A 16,293-nucleotide genomic window follows, 5' to 3' on the forward strand; every position below is an offset into this window, starting at 1 on the left:
AATTATTCAGTGATCTCAACACCTCCCCCTAAAAAACCTTGCTCCACAGGGAACTTGGCCTGCGCTTGTCGCAGGCCCTTTTTAATGATGCCAACAGCCAATTATTTATATAAACAGTAACCTGAGTGAATGAATGGATTGAGCAGCTAAGGCTTCTAATTCCGCTTGTAGCTCTTGATAAGTTTGCGCAGAGTCAGCACTTTTCTCAATGACTAAACACAGATCAAACAAGGCATGCAAACCTAAGCTGCCAGCTGAACCTTTCAATTTGTGTGCTAACGACTTAACGACCTGAGCCTGTTCCCTCGATTGACGAAACTCGTGTAGGTATTCATGCGTGCAATCGGCGAACAGCTCAATGATTTCATTCATCTTGTCACGCCCTAGCACTTCAATATCCGCGAGTAGGATCCGCTCGTCCATAATCGGACGAGCGGATTTTTGGCTATCAGAGATTACGTGCGTAGGCACAATCAACTCAACGGGTAAGGTATTGTGTTCAATACGTTGCTGGACAAGTTGTGCAAGATCTTCTTTGACTAAAGGTTTGGGCAAATAGCCATCAAAACCAGCCGCTAAATAGCTTTCCACCTCTTCATTAAACACATGCGCCGAAATAGAAATCATCGGTGTGGGGCGTAGATGCGAATACTGTTCATTTTCGATAAGTTTGAGCTGCGCCAACAGCTCAACACCATTAATGTCAGGTAGATTAATATCGAGCAGTGCGATATCAAACCGGTGTTCACTAAACAGAACCCGAGCTTCAGCGCCTGTTTTCGCGGTGAGCACATTATGACCGAGACTGGTCAAAAACCCTTCAGCAACCATGCAGTTAACAGGGTTATCCTCTACCAGCAAGATGTTGGCCTCTCGCGTCGCGGCTATCGGCCTTTTAACCACTTCATTCACTGCCTCTCCTCGCTGTAAAGGAACAGTAAACTCAAAACGGCTTCCTTTGCCTAAATCTGATTCAAGCTTAAGCTCGCCGCCCATGGCTTCAACAAGCCGTTTGCTGATAGCCAAACCAAGCCCAGTACCGCCTTTGTAACTTTGCTCACTGGAAGCTTGAGTAAACGCATCAAACAGCCTGATTTGATCCTGTTCACTGACTCCAACACCGGAATCCGACACTTCAAATGTCACTTGATTAGGCATTTCAGCATCAAGACTGACATAAATATCCACATAACCTTGATCGGTAAATTTGATGGCATTACCCACAAGGTTAGTCAGCACTTGACCTAAGCGAGTCATATCACCCACCCAAAAAGGAGCAACATCCAGTTCAATCTGCTTGGTAAATTCAAGCGACTTTTCTTCAGCACGTCCTTTCATCAGTTGGTAAACATCGTCCACCACTTGGTGCAAATTAAAGTTGGCATTGCGAATTTCTAAGTGTCCGGCCTCAATTTTTGAATAATCCAGCACATCATTCAAAATGGACAGCAAGGTGTGGCCGCTGCGGTTAATCACGTCCACATACTGGCGCTGTTGAACCGTTAATGGCATCTCTTGTAATAAACGAGCCGTGCCCAATACGCCATTCATTGGTGTGCGGATTTCATGGCTCATGGTGGCCAAAAATGCCGATTTAGCGCGGTTGGCTTGTTCGGCTAAGTTGCGAGCTTTAGCATGATTCAACACTTCCATATTGAGTTTCTCATTGGTGTGTTGTAATTGTTCTGTTCGCTCGGTAACCACTTCCTCTAAGTGCTCTTTATGTTCTTGTAACGCCTCTCTCGCCTGCGCTTCACTTTCCGCCACCACTTTAAGAGACTGCGCGATATTGCGAGCCGTGATGATCGCCTGCCCCATTTGCGCCAGTTCATCCTCTCCTTGGACTGCCACTTCAACCTGTAGTTGCCCTTTTGCGATGGATAACAGTGCCGATGAATATTCGGCTAAACGTTTTACTACCGACAGATAGACGACCTTCCACATAATGAAAGCTGCAATGAGAAGGCCAACCAAGGTTAATAAGGTCAATGTATACTGTGCCATGTTCAAGGTTGTAGAGAGCTGCGCAACAGCGTGAGTCGTTGTACGATTGGAGTCATCCACTAAGCGGCTGACGGTAGTATTGAGATCTGAAAACTGTACTAAGGTGTTTTGTGTGAGCGATTTCGCGACCTGTTCGTTATCATAACGTTGCTGCAAAACACTAAAAACCACTTTGCGCTTTTCTAACTCATTAAGCAGCTCTGTCATTTGCTTCGAACGCGTCGGGTCTTCTACCGCGCGTACTCTGCGCTGCATGATGGTGAGATTATGCAAAAACTCGGTTTGGATCTGTTGGATACGCTCAACATCGGTAACCGTGCGTGTCTCTTCGATATGGCTGAGCATTTTGAACGCCAGCAAATGAAGCTCATGCAAGCGCTCTGAAAGATCGAGGTCCACTTCCACTAAAGCGTCTAACGCTTTGTACGCTTGTGACGTTTTATCGGCTTGCAGCAAATCATAAATGTGCGTCACATTCGCCACTGCGATAGTACTGGTATTGAGCACTTGAGTGCGCGTCAGCTCTTCCAATTGCAGCGCCAGTTGTCGCATCTCTTCCACTCGAACACTTAAGTCATGTGCCAGATACAACTTACGCTCAACCGTAATACCAAGCTGAGCCAGTGTATCGATAACGCTTTGAACATCATTTTCTAGGCGCGTCAGCAGTTCTGAATCAAAGGAATCGGCACCCAACTGCTTGATGTGATTAAGCAAAGATTGAAGCTGATCGAAAAGCGCTTTGCCATACTGCTGGCGCTCTTGCTCTGTTTTAGAGTTGGTTAACATTTGCACAGACGTAATGATTCGTGTGCTTAACTCCGACACTTGACGCGCTTCCAGCATCGAAGGAATGGCAGAATTCACCACATTACGTTCGGTTTTAGCCACCAGCGAAAAACCAAACACACCGATCAACGCCGATAACAAAACGAGCAGGGCCATTGCCGAAAAGGACAACATTAATTTTCGGCCAATACTGGCTTTGGCTAACAACATGGCACCCAACCTCAAACATTACTTCTTAAGCAACACGGAATGGGCTATATTTTGCAGTGTTTACTCACGTTATGCCAACGAATAGCGAATGCAATTGATCTTAAACCTTATTTCCCCAACGCTTTTACTGCTGATTTTAAGCTTGGTTAGCAGCACAACATTCGCCGAACCCCATAAGAAAGTCTGCGCTTTATACCCTCACCTCAAAGATTCCTATTGGTTATCAGTCAACTATGGAATGGTTGACGAGGCGAGAAAACAGAAGTTGAATTTACGCGTGTTAGAATCGGGTGGTTATCCTAATCATGAACGACAAAAAGAACAGCTTTCATTGTGCGTTCGTTGGGGCGCTGATGCGATCATTCTCGGTACTGTTGCGCCGGATCTTTACACAACGGACTTAAGCACATACGTCGCTTCTACGCCTGTGTTTGCAACGGTTAATCAGCTCATTCTCAATCAACAGCAGGCTGCGCGGCTACAAGGTCAAGTGGGTGTCGATTGGTATTGGATGGGATACTACGCGGGAAAATATCTTGCTGATAAGCACCCACAAGGCAGTGGGAAAACCAATATAGCTTTGCTACTTGGCCCGAAAACCAGTGGTGGTACTCAACCCGTTAGCCAAGGTTTTTATCGCGCAATACAAGACAGCGATATCAACGTAGTGGAAAGCCTATGGGCAGATAATGATAAAGAACTGCAGCGTAATTTAGTACAACAAGCGCTGGAGCGAGCTGACCTTCGCTATATTGTGGGCAGCGCCGTCGCGATTGAAGCGGCGATCAGCGAATTGAGAACCTCAGGGATGACAAACCACATCGGTTTGGTGGCAACCTATTTAAGTCATGGCGTCTACCGCGGGCTGCTGCGTGGCCGAGTCGAATTTGCGCCAACGGATAAAATGGTCGAGCAAGGCAGGCTTTCCATTCAACAAGCTGCGGCTTTTTTCAATCAGCAACCTTATGAAAAAAAAGCCGCACCGATTATCGAATCCTTAACGCCTATGTCACTCAATCCGCAGATAATTGCAGATTCGTTATCTCCATCTGAATATAGGCCGACTTTTAGCGTAAAAGAGATTGAATAAAAGTGGCGATTTCGCTATTTAACATACTGATTTGAATCATAGGAACTCTTCAATGCAAACAACGACTCGGACTATGCCTGCGCATAAGCATGTCGCTCTCGTCGCTCACGACAACTGCAAACCGGAACTACTTCGCTGGGTAAAAGAAAATAAAGAAAAACTACAGCGCCATTTTTTATACGCGACAGGAACCACCGGCAACATGCTCAGCAAAGAGACTGGCCTTGCTATAAAAAGCATGATCAGCGGTCCGATGGGTGGCGACCAACAAATTGGCGCGTTGATTTCTGAAGGCAAAATTGATGTATTGATCTTCTTCTGGGACCCACTCAATGCCGTACCGCATGATCCCGATGTAAAAGCTCTGCTACGAATTGCCAGCGTTTGGAACATTCCAGTTGCCACAAACCGCGCCAGTGCTAAATTTTTGTTCTCTTCACAGTTGATAGAGCAAGAGGTCGATATCGAGATCCCTGATTACCAAGCTTATCTAGCTGAACGCATGTAACCTATAACCTTTACATACGCACAGAGACACACAGTCAACATCCAAATCACCACATAAAACAACTTGATCGCCTGCGTGAACGCATCCCCTTTCAAAGGATGCGTTATTTCTGCTTCACCACTGGGTAATCCCCTGATAGCAATTCGCGAACAAAAACCGAGCCACTGCCCGAGTGCGTGATCCACACTTTCTCTTTAGCGCGGGTCATTGCAACGTAGAATAAACGGCGCTCTTCGGCATAGGGGAAATCATCATTCGATTGGCTCAATGCACTATCGATATGCAGTGCTTTCACTCGAGCCGGAAACTGTCCCTCATCAACACCGAGCACAATCACAAAATCGGCTTCTTTACCTTTACTGGCGTGACAAGTCATAAATTCTATATTGAGTGAGCGGTAATGCTTTTTCCAGTCGTTAAGCAGCTCTGGTTTATGATAATGGTTTCGTCCAAGCAATAGCACAGATTGTGTACCATTCGCTTGGCGATTGAGCTGATCCAAGATCTTTTCAATGTTGTTACTTGGTGCAATAAAAACTGATTTTTGTTTTTGCTGCTTGAAGCTGTTAAGTGTTTTTGGTAACTGATTCGGATTGGCTTGAATAAACTGGTTAGCCACCGCACCCAACTGATCATTAAAACGATAAGTCGTATCCAGATAATGAACCGTCGAGTGTGGGAAGCGTTCACTAAACCCAGTCGTAAGATCAACGTCAGAACCAGCAAATTGATAGATTGACTGCCAATCATCACCCACTGCAAACAAGTTACACGCTCCTGGCTGCTGCTCACACAAAGATTGGATCAACGCCAATCGCTGTGGTGAAATATCTTGGTATTCATCGATCATGATGAATTTCCAATTCGATTTAAATTTGCCCTTTTCAACATATTCCGTTGCGCGGCTGATCATCATATTAAAATCGATTTGATTTTGCTCTTTGAGCATTTGTAACCAAGCTTGGTAACATGGCCAGCACAAAGAGAGCTCACTGTTCAGCCGTGAATAGTCTGGATGGTCAATCAAACGTTGTTGCAGCTCCTTTTTCCCAAGACCAAGCATAGCCAGTTGCTCAAGCTGCTTTTCCAACCATGCAATCAGCTTTGGGTTTTCAACATGGCTGCCCAGTTCATCATCACCAGCTAAATAAGCAATTGGCCATTTAGATAAATGCTTCTGCCAACGCTTAAAATTGGTCGGCGTCATCCAATGTTTCTTCAACCAATCAATACACCATGCCAACTTTAAGTTACTGTCTAGAGCTACAGGCGAAATGATCGCTTCTCGCCCTTCGACCTCGTTTAAAATTTTCAGCCCTAACTGATGGAAGGTATTAACGCGAACGTGCTCCGCCGCCATGCCGATTTTGCTATCTAATCGCTGTTCCATCTCTTTCGACGCATCGCGACCAAAAGCCACCAGTAGAATTTCGTGGGCCTGTGCAAGGTGACTTTGGAGTAGATACGCAACACGCGCCGTCAAAACGCTGGTTTTGCCCGAACCTGCACCCGCGAGGATGAGGTTGTGATCATCATTGAGTAGCACTGCGTGTTGCTGCGACAAATTAAGTGGAGAACTTTCAACTTGAGAGAATAAGACTTCCCAGTTTTGACGTTCCAATTCAAGCCAGTGTTGATTTCGCTGGGCAAGGGACGCCGAGCGATCCGTAAGCCAAGGCGAGAGCTGAGCAATAGCATCAGGTAGCCGTTGACGTGCTTCGGCTAATTTCATGTCCATCGTCGAAAAATCAGCTTCCACTTGCAAAGCCCAAACATCCAATAAGGAGTGCGGCAAAAAAGAGGGTAAACGCTTCAAGCGATTGAGCTCTTGCTCCCAGCGAGGCAGATACTGACTCAACTGCACACATTGACGATTGTGCCATTGTTGATAAGCCGCTACCGCCGTATGGGCAAACTGTCGGCATTCGGGCCAAGGCAAACCTTGTACCAACCATGATTGCTGAACGCCTTCATCTTCATGCGCAAAAAACTGCAATGCTCCCCAAAACAAACCACGCTTAATACGGACTTTACCGTTCCAAACCGTGAACGGGATCCGCTCTTCGCTGACAGCCGAGGAGATAATCAAACGCTGTTGGTCAAGTTCAACTTGGTTATATTCGTCTTGAATGAGAAATTGTGCAGGCTTATTTGCGCTCAGCTGCATGGTTTTATGCTCTTTTATAAGAATGTGAATATGATATACCAATCACAGTGGGCATTGAAAAATTAATGTCAAGATTACTGTTGTTGATTTTGTAATCAAGTAGACGTTTTTCTTTATCTTGATCAGAGTGTTAATCAACGCTTCTGCTACACTATGGTTTTCTTTTTGGATGTTGAAGTATCGTGCCGCTCTCTAGCAAAATTCGCCTTTATTGGGCGAATAAAACTGTCAATTACAGCATTCTCATTTTGATCACTCTATTAGGTGTGGTCATTCCTGCGTGGCACTACAACCTCAATACTTGGATTACGCCACTGATCCTTGGCGTGATTGCCGCAGCACTGGCTGAAAGTGATGATAGTTTCAGTGGACGGTTAAAATCCCTCACTCTGACATTTATCTGCTTTGCTATCGCTGCATTTTCTATCGAACTGCTTTTCCATACCCCGCCACTGTTTGCGATTGGGTTATTCATCTCCTCGTTTGGTTTTATCATTCTTGGCGCAATTGGCCCACGTTATGCCAGCATCGCCTTTGGCTCCTTACTTATCGCCATCTACACCATGTTGGGTGCACACCAAAGCGTGAATTTGTGGTTTCAACCCGTTTTGCTCCTGACGGGTGCCGCTTGGTATTACTTCATGTCGATGATTTGGCATATGTTTTGGCCAATGCAACCAGTACAGCAAAGCTTAGCGAATGTTTTTTTGCAATTGGCCAATTATCTTGAGTCCAAAAGCCATCTCTTCCATCCCGTATCGAACTTAGTCCCTCAGCCATATCGAATTGCTGAAGCCAATTTAAACGCGGCAACGGTTACCGCACTCAATCAATGTAAAGCCACTTTGTTGAGTCGTTCAAAAAGAGGCCATATTGATGGTGCCAGTGACCGATTTCTCAACATCTATTTCATGGCACAAGATATCCATGAACGTGTCAATTCAAGTCATTATCGCTATCAAGAGCTTGCCGAACACTTTGGCCGCTCAGATGTGCTGTTTCGCTTTAAACATTTATTAGAAACACAGGCCAAAGCCTGCCGTGAAATAGCCCAATCGATTCAGTTAGGGCGAAGCTATCAGCACCATTCAGAGTCAATCATGGCTCTGGATGAATTGCAAAGCTCATTAAACTACCTACAAGAACAACAACGCCCTGACTGGCGGGTGTCACTAGCGCAATTAGGTTATCTTTTCAATAACTTAGCAACCGTAGAAAAGCAACTCAATAACGTTAACAACCCTGATGCTAACAAGCTCGAAGAGGGTATGTTGTATGATACGGAAGCCCACACTCTTAAAGCCATGTGGTTACGGGTGAGGGCAAATCTGCATAAAGATTCGATGCTATTTCGTCATGCGCTGCGTATGTCTATCGCACTCACTATCGGTTACGGAATCATCCAAGGTTTTGGTATTGAACGAGGCTATTGGATTTTACTCACGACACTGTTTGTTTGTCAGCCAAACTACTCAGCCACTCGGCAAAAACTGACGGCCCGAATCATTGGCACGTTATCGGGGCTGTTTTTAGGCGTGCTGCTCTTAACCTTGTTCCCATCGCCAGAAAGCCAATTGGTCTTTATCGTACTATCAGGTGTGATGTTTTTCGCCTTTAGACTAAACAACTACGGCTATGCGACTGGCTTTATTACTCTTTTAGTGCTGTTTTGCTTTAATCAATTGGGTGAAGGTTACGCCGTGGTACTGCCTCGGCTTGCCGATACTCTGATTGGCTGCGCATTGGCCGTCGCAGCGGTAGTGCTGATCCTCCCTGACTGGCAATCAAAACGATTACATAAAGTCATGGCGGATGCGATCGATGCCAACAAAGCCTATTTAGGACAGATTATTGGTCAGTACCGTATCGGTAAAAAAGACAACTTGAGCTATCGCATCTCACGGCGCAATGCCCACAACCAAGACGCAAATTTAACCGCAGCGATCAGTAATATGCTGGCAGAACCGGGTAAATATCGCGCGGCAATCGATGAAAGTTTCCGTTTTCTGACACTGAACCATGCACTGCTCAGCTATATCTCCGCTCTTGGGGCCCATCGGACACGCATCGAAGATGAAGCAACGCACCAGCTGGTACTTGAAACTCACCGAGTGATCCACCAACACTTAGAGGTGTTGCACAAACAACTTTATGAACATTGTGATGAATGCGATACCAGCGACATTGACGATGCAGGCTTAGAGAAACGCTTAGCCGAATGGCGTGAAGAAGATGAAAGCTCGGTAAGAATGGTCTTACAACAGCTGCACCTTATTTATCGCATGCTACCTGAGCTTCACTCTCTCGCCAGTAAGTTTGCCGTCCGTGTAAACTAGCAATTGTCGTAATAATGAGAGCGGCTCAATTTCGGGCGGCTCTCACCTTTCTCTTGTTATAACTTGACATTTTTCGGACAAAAAAACGCCACATCGAGAATAATCTCAGACTAAGTATTTTCTTACAGGTGTAAGGCCATGAAAGAACATCAAACTTACCGCGGAGAGAAGGCAGCGCATTTTTTACTGAGGCATGAGTCGATGACGCATAATCAATTTGAGTCTTTAAAATCACAATTACAGCATTTAACACCCCAACAACTGCGTTTATTACAAGGCGAGATAAAGCACTCTTTGGAAAATGAATCGAATAATTTGCTCACTGATGATGAGCTGAATGTGCTTTCGAGCCTCTTTTCCTAGTCACGAATTTCTTCTTGTGCAAAAAGTAAACGGAGCCTAAACTTTAGACATCGACGAGGGTAAGCTTATGTCTATATCTGGTGTTCATTCTGGCTATCAACTGATCAATCAGTCAAATAAAATGGCTGAGGATGCGGCTCGTGAGCTCAATATGGAAAAAGACACCTCTCCTGTTGATAAAGCGGACAAAGCGCTTGCTTTTAATAAAGTTGAGTTTGATAAAGTTGTTGCTAAAGCTGAAGAAAAACCTGAAGAAATTGATAGCCTACTAAAATTGAACCAAGCTACACAATACAACCGCATTGGCACCAATATTATCCAACGAGATCAAGACATGCTGGGTTCAATATTGGATATCCAAGCCTAACTCTTCACACAACTTGCAACACAAGCAAATATTGTGTTTATGTGCATGGTTAGTACAATGCCCGCAAATTCTTTACCATGATTCGCTATGCCTAAGCTAAACCTGCATCGAAGAGATTATGTTTCTATTTTGGGTGGTGATATATCAGCCCAGCAGCTAGAGCAAATACTCCAACCCAAGCTCACTTCTCCAACGCTCAAATTAACACCAAGTCCGTATTTAACCGCAAAAAATGTAGAACGCCGTTGGCAAGTACTTAACACGCGAACGAACAAAAGTGCGCTTTTAGATGACTCAACAGAGCAAGATATGCTCAGCTACCACAAAAATATTGAGCATTTTATTGGCACAGTCAAAGTTCCAGTTGGGATCGCAGGGCCATTACGAGTCAACGGACTGTTTGCCAAAGGTGATTATCTCGTCCCGTTAGCGACAACCGAAGCCGCTTTGGTTGCCTCTTATCATCGTGGGGCAAAACTGCTCACTGCGGCAGGAGGTGCAAGCGCCATGTTGTTAAATGAAGGCGTTACTCGCACGCCAGGCTTTGCATTTTATAACTTAATCGAAGCTGGGCAGTTTGTGGCGTGGATAGTGACTCAATATGACCACTTTAGACAAGTTGCAGAAAACACGACAGCACACGGAAAACTGTCAGACATTAATGTCAATATTGAAGGGAACCATGTCTACCTCGTGTTTGAGTTTTTAACTGGCGATGCATCAGGGCAAAACATGGTCACTATTGCCACCAATGCCGTGTTCCAAACCATTCTGGCGAATACTCCTGTGCAGCCTGAATACGCATTCCTTGATGGCAACCTATCGGGTGATAAAAAAGCCACTAGCCAAACACTGCGTAGTGTGAGAGGAAAAAAAGTGACTGCCGAGGTGCATTTATCTGCCGAACTCATCCATAAACATCTGCATACGACGCCACAGTCTATGATGCAATTTGGCCAAATGACGACTGTTGGTGGGGCATTAAGCGGCGCGATAGGCATTAACGCGCATTACGCTAATGCACTCGCTGCTTTGTATATTGCCTGTGGGCAAGACGCCGCTTGCGTTGCTGAATCGGCAATTGGTATGACACGCATGGAAGTGGACAAAAATGGTGGTTTGTACGCCAGTGTAACCTTACCCAATTTAATGTTAGGGACCGTTGGTGGCGGTACAGGGTTACCGAGTCAAAAAGCATGTTTGGATATTCTCGGTCTGCACGGTACTGGTCATTCGCAAGCGTTAGCCGAAGTGGCAGCATCACTCTGTCTGGCTGGTGAACTTTCTATTGTCGGTGCGTTCTGCGCTGGCCATTTTTCACGCGCCCATCGCAAACTCGCTCGTTAAGGTCGTTAAGGTATTGCCTCTCACAATAAAAAAGGCGCTACGTATTCACGTAACGCCTTTTTTATTGGTTAAGTGAGCATATGCATTAGAAAATAATGATCGAGATCAAAATAAAAAAACAAAAAACTAACTATTTCGACTAAAAAATGGTTTCATACGAACATTACAGAACAAAAACGAAATAGGTACGCTCAATGAACAACCATTCTGTTTGCAACTCGATTGAAGCCGAAAACAATGTGCTCGACATTATTGTTGTCGGTGGCGGTATCAATGGGGCAGGCATCGCCGTAGATGCTGCTGGCCGCGGGCTGAAAGTTGGCCTGTATGAAGCAAAAGACTTTGCTAGCGCTACCTCTTCTGCGAGCTCAAAATTAATTCATGGTGGGTTGAGATACCTAGAACATTATGAATTTCGTTTAGTCGGTGAGTCATTGGCTGAACGCGAAGTACTGTTGCGCAAAGCGCCTCACATTGCAAAACCAATGCGATTTCGTCTACCACACCGCCCTTTTCTAAGACCTGCTTGGATGATTCGTGCCGGACTTTTTCTTTATGACCATTTAGGCAAGCGAACCTCACTACCTGCCAGCAAAAAAATAGCCCTTAACGCGGGTGTGGTGACTAAAAATGAGATGAAAATGGGTTTCGAATACTCAGACTGCTGGGTCGATGATGCTCGTTTAGTGATACTGAATGCGATGCAAGCACGTGAACTCGGCTCCGAAGTAAAAAACTATTGCCGCGTTGAATCAGCTCGTCGTGTTGACGAGTTATGGCATGTGACTTTGTTTGATGAAAAAACACAAACTCGTTTTACTCGCCGCAGCCACGCGCTTGTCAACGCAACAGGTCCTTGGGTTAAACAGTTCATTGATGAACAGATTGAAATTACTTCACCCTACGGCATCCGGCTTATCAAAGGATCACATATTATCGTGCCGAAAATTCACGATGAAGAGCAAGCATATATTTTACAAAACGAAGATAAACGGATCGTCTTTGTGATCCCCTATCTTGATCATTATTCAATGATAGGCACCACTGATGTCGAATACCAAGGTGATCCTCGTCAAGTGAAAATTAGCGTCGAAGAAAAACAGTACTTATTGGATGTTGTGAATAAGCACTTTATCCATCAGCTCACATTAGATGATATTGTGGCTGACTTCAGCGGTGTACGCCCGCTATGTGATGACGAGTCTGACTCACCACAAGCCATTACTCGGGACTATACACTATCATTGGATCAACAAGCTGATAATGCGCCACTACTTTCTATTTTTGGTGGAAAGTTAACCACTTATCGCAAGTTAGCTGAATCTGCTATGGGTCAATTAAAACCATTTTTTAATCAAATGTCTGACAGTTGGACCGCAAACAAACCACTGCCTGGTGGAGAAGCCTTTTATCCAGCACAGCTCAAACAGCAGCTTGAGCAGCGCTTCCCAGATCTTGATAAAGCGACCATTAACCGCTGGATCACTAATTATGGTAGCCGAGCTTCGGTGATGCTCGATAATGTGCAAAGTAGTGCTGATCTGGGTAAACATTTTGCGTTTGGGCTCTATCAATGCGAAGTCGATTATCTCTTACATTATGAATTTGCTTCTTCATGTGAAGATATCCTATGGCGCAGAAGTAAACTCGGCTTAACATTTAACACTGAACAAATTGATCAGTTAAATGATTATATCGACCAATCATCAACTTGCGAATGTCAACGCATCAGTGCTTAGCACAAGATGTAGCCACTAGAATTAAACTTGAGAAAAGCTCTTAGAAACATGATCTTCTGAGAGTTTTTTACTTTTTCTTAGTAGGTGACGTAAAAATCACGGGGTATAGTAAGGCTATATTTCCGTAACGACGATGCCACTCAATGCCAATTCCGAATACTAACAGCGACGATCTCATCAAACTCCTTAAGCCATGCATGAAAATCCTCGTCACTATTGAATTCGGACCTGAGGATTCTTACAGCTTTTCAACGACAATTGTCGGATGCAAACGTGAAAGATACGTACTGATCGATATGCCCGTTAAAGCTCGTGAAGACTTGGTGATGCGAAAAATAGTTAATATCCAAATCATTTTGCGTGGGATTTGTGACACTGAATTAGGTCATATACTCGCGTTCAAAACCTCGATTATTCGTAGTATTTCTAAACCGTTCGGATTACTGTTTATCAAGTTTCCTAAGCACTTTGTGACCAAACCAATCCGTGAGCACGAGCGCTATAAACTCTCTTTGCCAGCCGTTATGCATGAAGGAGAGCATCAATTTAAAGGGAAATTGATCGACTTTTCTATTTCTGGCTGCGCGCTATTTATTCCTGGCTTGCACCATTTAGAAAAAGATATGTTTATTGAGATAAAGTCCACACTCTCCCCACTTCTACCACAAGATCTCGCTTGCCAAATCGTCAGTGTGCGTCAACAAGGTAAAGGAATGTTAGTAGGCGTTAAATTTCTTGAATCAATTGCAATGACAGCTGCATTGAAAAAAGAAATATTAGAACGCGCTTTTATGGCTGGTAGCGTATAAGAATGTTGCGCGGTGCTTTATTTCTGCCGTTTTTGGAAGTGACAAAAAGCCTCATGCAATGCTTTCTCTTTGATAGGTTTAACTATCACATACTCTGCACCTGCGGCCATAAATGCTTCGTTAGTCGATTGCATACCATCAGCTGTACACGCATAAATAGGTACATCCATCATCAACTCATGTTTGATCAAATGGGTTGTTTCAACCCCACCTAAGTAAGGCAGTTGGTTATCCATTAAGATAAGATCCACTGGATGATCTTTCACATAATCAATCGCCTGTAGACCATCCTCTACTCTTGTCACTTCCATACCGTATTTTTTGCAAAATGCTTGAGCAATAAAAGCGTTGGTATGATTATCTTCGACTAGCAACACTTTGATTGGTTTTTCAAACATTTCATGTGGCGGCGCGCGCTCATAAGATGGTATATCCTTCCCGCAGTCACTCACGACAACCAGCGGGAGTTCAACAGAAAATGTAGTACCTACTCCAAATTGGCTTTTCACGTTTACGGCACCACCAAGCATCTCAATTAAGCTTTTGACAATCGCAAGCCCCAAACCACTACCGCCGTATTCTCGTGTGGTGTTTGATTCTACTTGAGTAAAAGGCTCAAAAATAAGCGCGAGATCTTGCTCTCTGATACCTATACCTGTATCACTAATCGAAATAAACAATTGGTGGTTATTCTTTTGCTGGAACTCAATGCTAATCAACCCATGGTGGGTAAACTTAGTCGCATTATTTAATAAATTAAACAGAATTTGGTTCAGGCGAACTTGATCGCTATGGATCATCATATCAGGCGGAATATTGCTCTTTAGGCTGAATTCAATCTCTTTTTCAGCACATAATGGCCGATAGATACTTTCCACGGCAGAGATGACCTCAACCAGCTTAAAGTCAGACTCTTGAATTCTAAACTGTCCCTGCTCTATCTTTGAAAAATCAAGGATATCATTCAGCACCGCCAATAAATGTTCACCACTACTGCATAACACATTCACTTGTTCAAGTTGCTCATGGTCACTGATTTCACGCTTAAGTAATTGAGAAACTCCTAAAATTCCATTCAATGGTGTTCTCAGCTCATGACTCATTTTTGCAAGAAATTCAGCACGAATACGCGCCGACTCTTCCGCTTCTTGCCTTGCGAGTCGGCTCTGTTTGGCCGCCTCAGCGATTGTCGTAATATCTTGTCCTTGAGTGATGATTGACTCAATTCTCTGCTCAAAAATAATGGGGGATAAATTCCAGCGAAAAACCTTATTGCCGACTTCAACGTTTATCTCTCGGAACGTTTCTTGTTCAACCGCAAGGCGTATCTTTGGCTGCAGCTCTTGCTTTAATGCATCAAAAATGCATTGCTGTTGATCATTACGACGCATGAAATATTTTTTTGCTGATGGATTCATTTTGATGATATCACCGTCGATACTCCATACTATGATGGGCGAAAGTGAAAAATTGAACAGATCTTCAAATTGTTTTTCTTGCTCAGATAAACGTTGAAATGTGTGTTCTAGCGTTCTTCCGAAGTGATCAAATTCATAGATTTTAGAACCAGAAAAAAGCTCATAACTCCCCGCTTCAGCCGCTTTGTGGGTGTAATTCATCAAGCTACTGATTTCATTTTTGACTCGCTGCTGTAACCACCAACGAGTCAAAATAGAGACTATCACCATCGCAAAAAGGGCAAAAATCATCCAAAAAAAATAATTTTCACGTAATTGCAATACGTTCTCATTGCTCTGCACACTGAGGACGTTAATATAAATTGGTACGCCTTCTATGGTTAACGCGGTACGGCTTACCATGTAATCGGCAAAACTATAGGCGTCAAAATTATCTTCTAAAACATCACGTTCCGTGTAGGTCTCATCACCATTAATTGTTGAGGCTAAGACCTTTTCACCCGTCGTCATCACGAGATTTTCTGAGTTACTCCCTTCACGTAATGTTTCTGCCAGCACGTAATTGTTGTTAAGTACGGTAGCAAGATGCAAAAAACCAATCACCTCTCCGGACTGCGAGTCAATAACGGGAGTACGTCTGACCATTAGGTAGGCATAGCCCAATTGAGAGGGCGATTTGATCATATGCCAGTTATTACTTAACGCGACTTTACGAGACATGTTTACCAGCTCGTTTTGTTCAATACCATAAAACTGAGCATTGCCATCTTCCCACATCAGGCTGTCAGAATCAGAAATGAAACGAATGTCAGGTGTGTTGGCTACTTCTAGCTGGTCAACTCCAAAAAAGAACTGATCAATGCTGTCATTATCGCCCTTACGAATTGCTTTAACTAAACCTGCATTTTTTGCGCTGCTATCTTGGTTTATCTGCAGTAATGAAAGACGGAAGTTAAAGAGGTTCTGGATGAGACTAGAGGTTTGAGAAGCCGTACGTTGCACTTCTTGAGCAATGATTTTGCTACTGATCTGATAACTTTGAAATAAAACGCTGAGCGTCAATGCGCCAATCACCGCAATCATTGATTTGGTGATCACGGTAGCTATCTTTTGTTTTTTCTTGACGGTGCTTGACCTTAAACTCAT

11 protein-coding genes are annotated in these 16,293 nt (G+C 44.1%); 8 read left to right on the forward strand and 3 right to left on the reverse strand.

Annotation, left to right across the window (positions count from 1 at the left end; all coding sequences use genetic code 11):
• Positions 1-105: 105 nt before the first annotated feature.
• Positions 106-3,003 carry a TMAO reductase system sensor histidine kinase/response regulator TorS gene (torS, locus tag AACQ75_RS08915; RefSeq protein ID WP_249339348.1) on the reverse strand — a complete coding sequence of 966 codons (2,898 nt, stop codon included), beginning with the start codon at positions 3,001-3,003 and terminating at the stop codon, positions 106-108.
• Between the two features lie 88 nt (positions 3,004-3,091).
• Between torS and torT the strand changes: the two genes are divergently transcribed.
• The gene (gene torT, locus AACQ75_RS08920; protein ID WP_017047230.1) at positions 3,092-4,093 is read left to right on the forward strand and encodes a TMAO reductase system periplasmic protein TorT; all 1,002 of its coding nucleotides are present in this window, start codon (positions 3,092-3,094) and stop codon (positions 4,091-4,093) included.
• 52 nt (positions 4,094-4,145) lie between these two features.
• On the forward strand, positions 4,146-4,601 hold the full coding sequence (locus tag AACQ75_RS08925; protein ID WP_026027464.1) for a methylglyoxal synthase: 456 nt from the start codon (positions 4,146-4,148) through the stop codon (positions 4,599-4,601).
• Between the two features lie 103 nt (positions 4,602-4,704).
• Here the strand turns inward: AACQ75_RS08925 and helD are convergent, their stop codons facing one another.
• Entirely contained in the window at positions 4,705-6,768 is a 2,064-nt protein-coding gene (helD, locus tag AACQ75_RS08930) for a DNA helicase IV (protein WP_170888507.1), read from the reverse strand.
• Between the two features lie 182 nt (positions 6,769-6,950).
• Here helD and yccS point away from each other — a divergent pair, with 182 nt between their 5' ends.
• From yccS to AACQ75_RS08960, 6 genes are all read left to right on the forward strand, one after another.
• A complete protein-coding gene (gene yccS / locus AACQ75_RS08935) occupies positions 6,951-9,104 on the forward strand; it encodes a YccS family putative transporter (protein ID WP_094130320.1) in 2,154 nt (717 codons plus the stop codon).
• Between the two features lie 138 nt (positions 9,105-9,242).
• The gene (locus tag AACQ75_RS08940; RefSeq protein WP_170888508.1) at positions 9,243-9,467 is read left to right on the forward strand and encodes a hypothetical protein; all 225 of its coding nucleotides are present in this window, start codon (positions 9,243-9,245) and stop codon (positions 9,465-9,467) included.
• Positions 9,468-9,534: 67 nt separating this feature from the next.
• Positions 9,535-9,834 (forward strand): hypothetical protein, encoded by a 300-nt coding sequence (locus tag AACQ75_RS08945; protein ID WP_170888509.1) that lies wholly within the window; start codon positions 9,535-9,537, stop codon positions 9,832-9,834.
• Between the two features lie 87 nt (positions 9,835-9,921).
• Complete coding sequence (locus tag AACQ75_RS08950; protein ID WP_170888510.1) at positions 9,922-11,181, forward strand: hydroxymethylglutaryl-CoA reductase; 1,260 nt, start codon at positions 9,922-9,924, stop codon at positions 11,179-11,181.
• 194 nt (positions 11,182-11,375) lie between these two features.
• On the forward strand, positions 11,376-12,920 hold the full coding sequence (gene glpD / locus AACQ75_RS08955; RefSeq protein WP_170888511.1) for a glycerol-3-phosphate dehydrogenase: 1,545 nt from the start codon (positions 11,376-11,378) through the stop codon (positions 12,918-12,920).
• A 143-nt stretch (positions 12,921-13,063) separates the two neighbouring features.
• Positions 13,064-13,729: a PilZ domain-containing protein gene (locus AACQ75_RS08960; protein ID WP_019282225.1), complete on the forward strand. Its 666-nt coding sequence runs from the start codon at positions 13,064-13,066 to the stop codon at positions 13,727-13,729.
• Positions 13,730-13,746: 17 nt separating this feature from the next.
• On the opposite strand, the gene luxQ is transcribed toward AACQ75_RS08960, so the two are convergent.
• Positions 13,747-16,293 carry a quorum-sensing autoinducer 2 sensor kinase/phosphatase LuxQ gene (gene luxQ, locus AACQ75_RS08965; RefSeq protein WP_170888512.1) on the reverse strand — a complete coding sequence of 849 codons (2,547 nt, stop codon included), beginning with the start codon at positions 16,291-16,293 and terminating at the stop codon, positions 13,747-13,749.

It is taken from the genome of Vibrio sp. B1-2 (assembly GCF_963888445.1).
Taxonomy (GTDB): domain Bacteria; phylum Pseudomonadota; class Gammaproteobacteria; order Enterobacterales; family Vibrionaceae; genus Vibrio; species Vibrio anguillarum.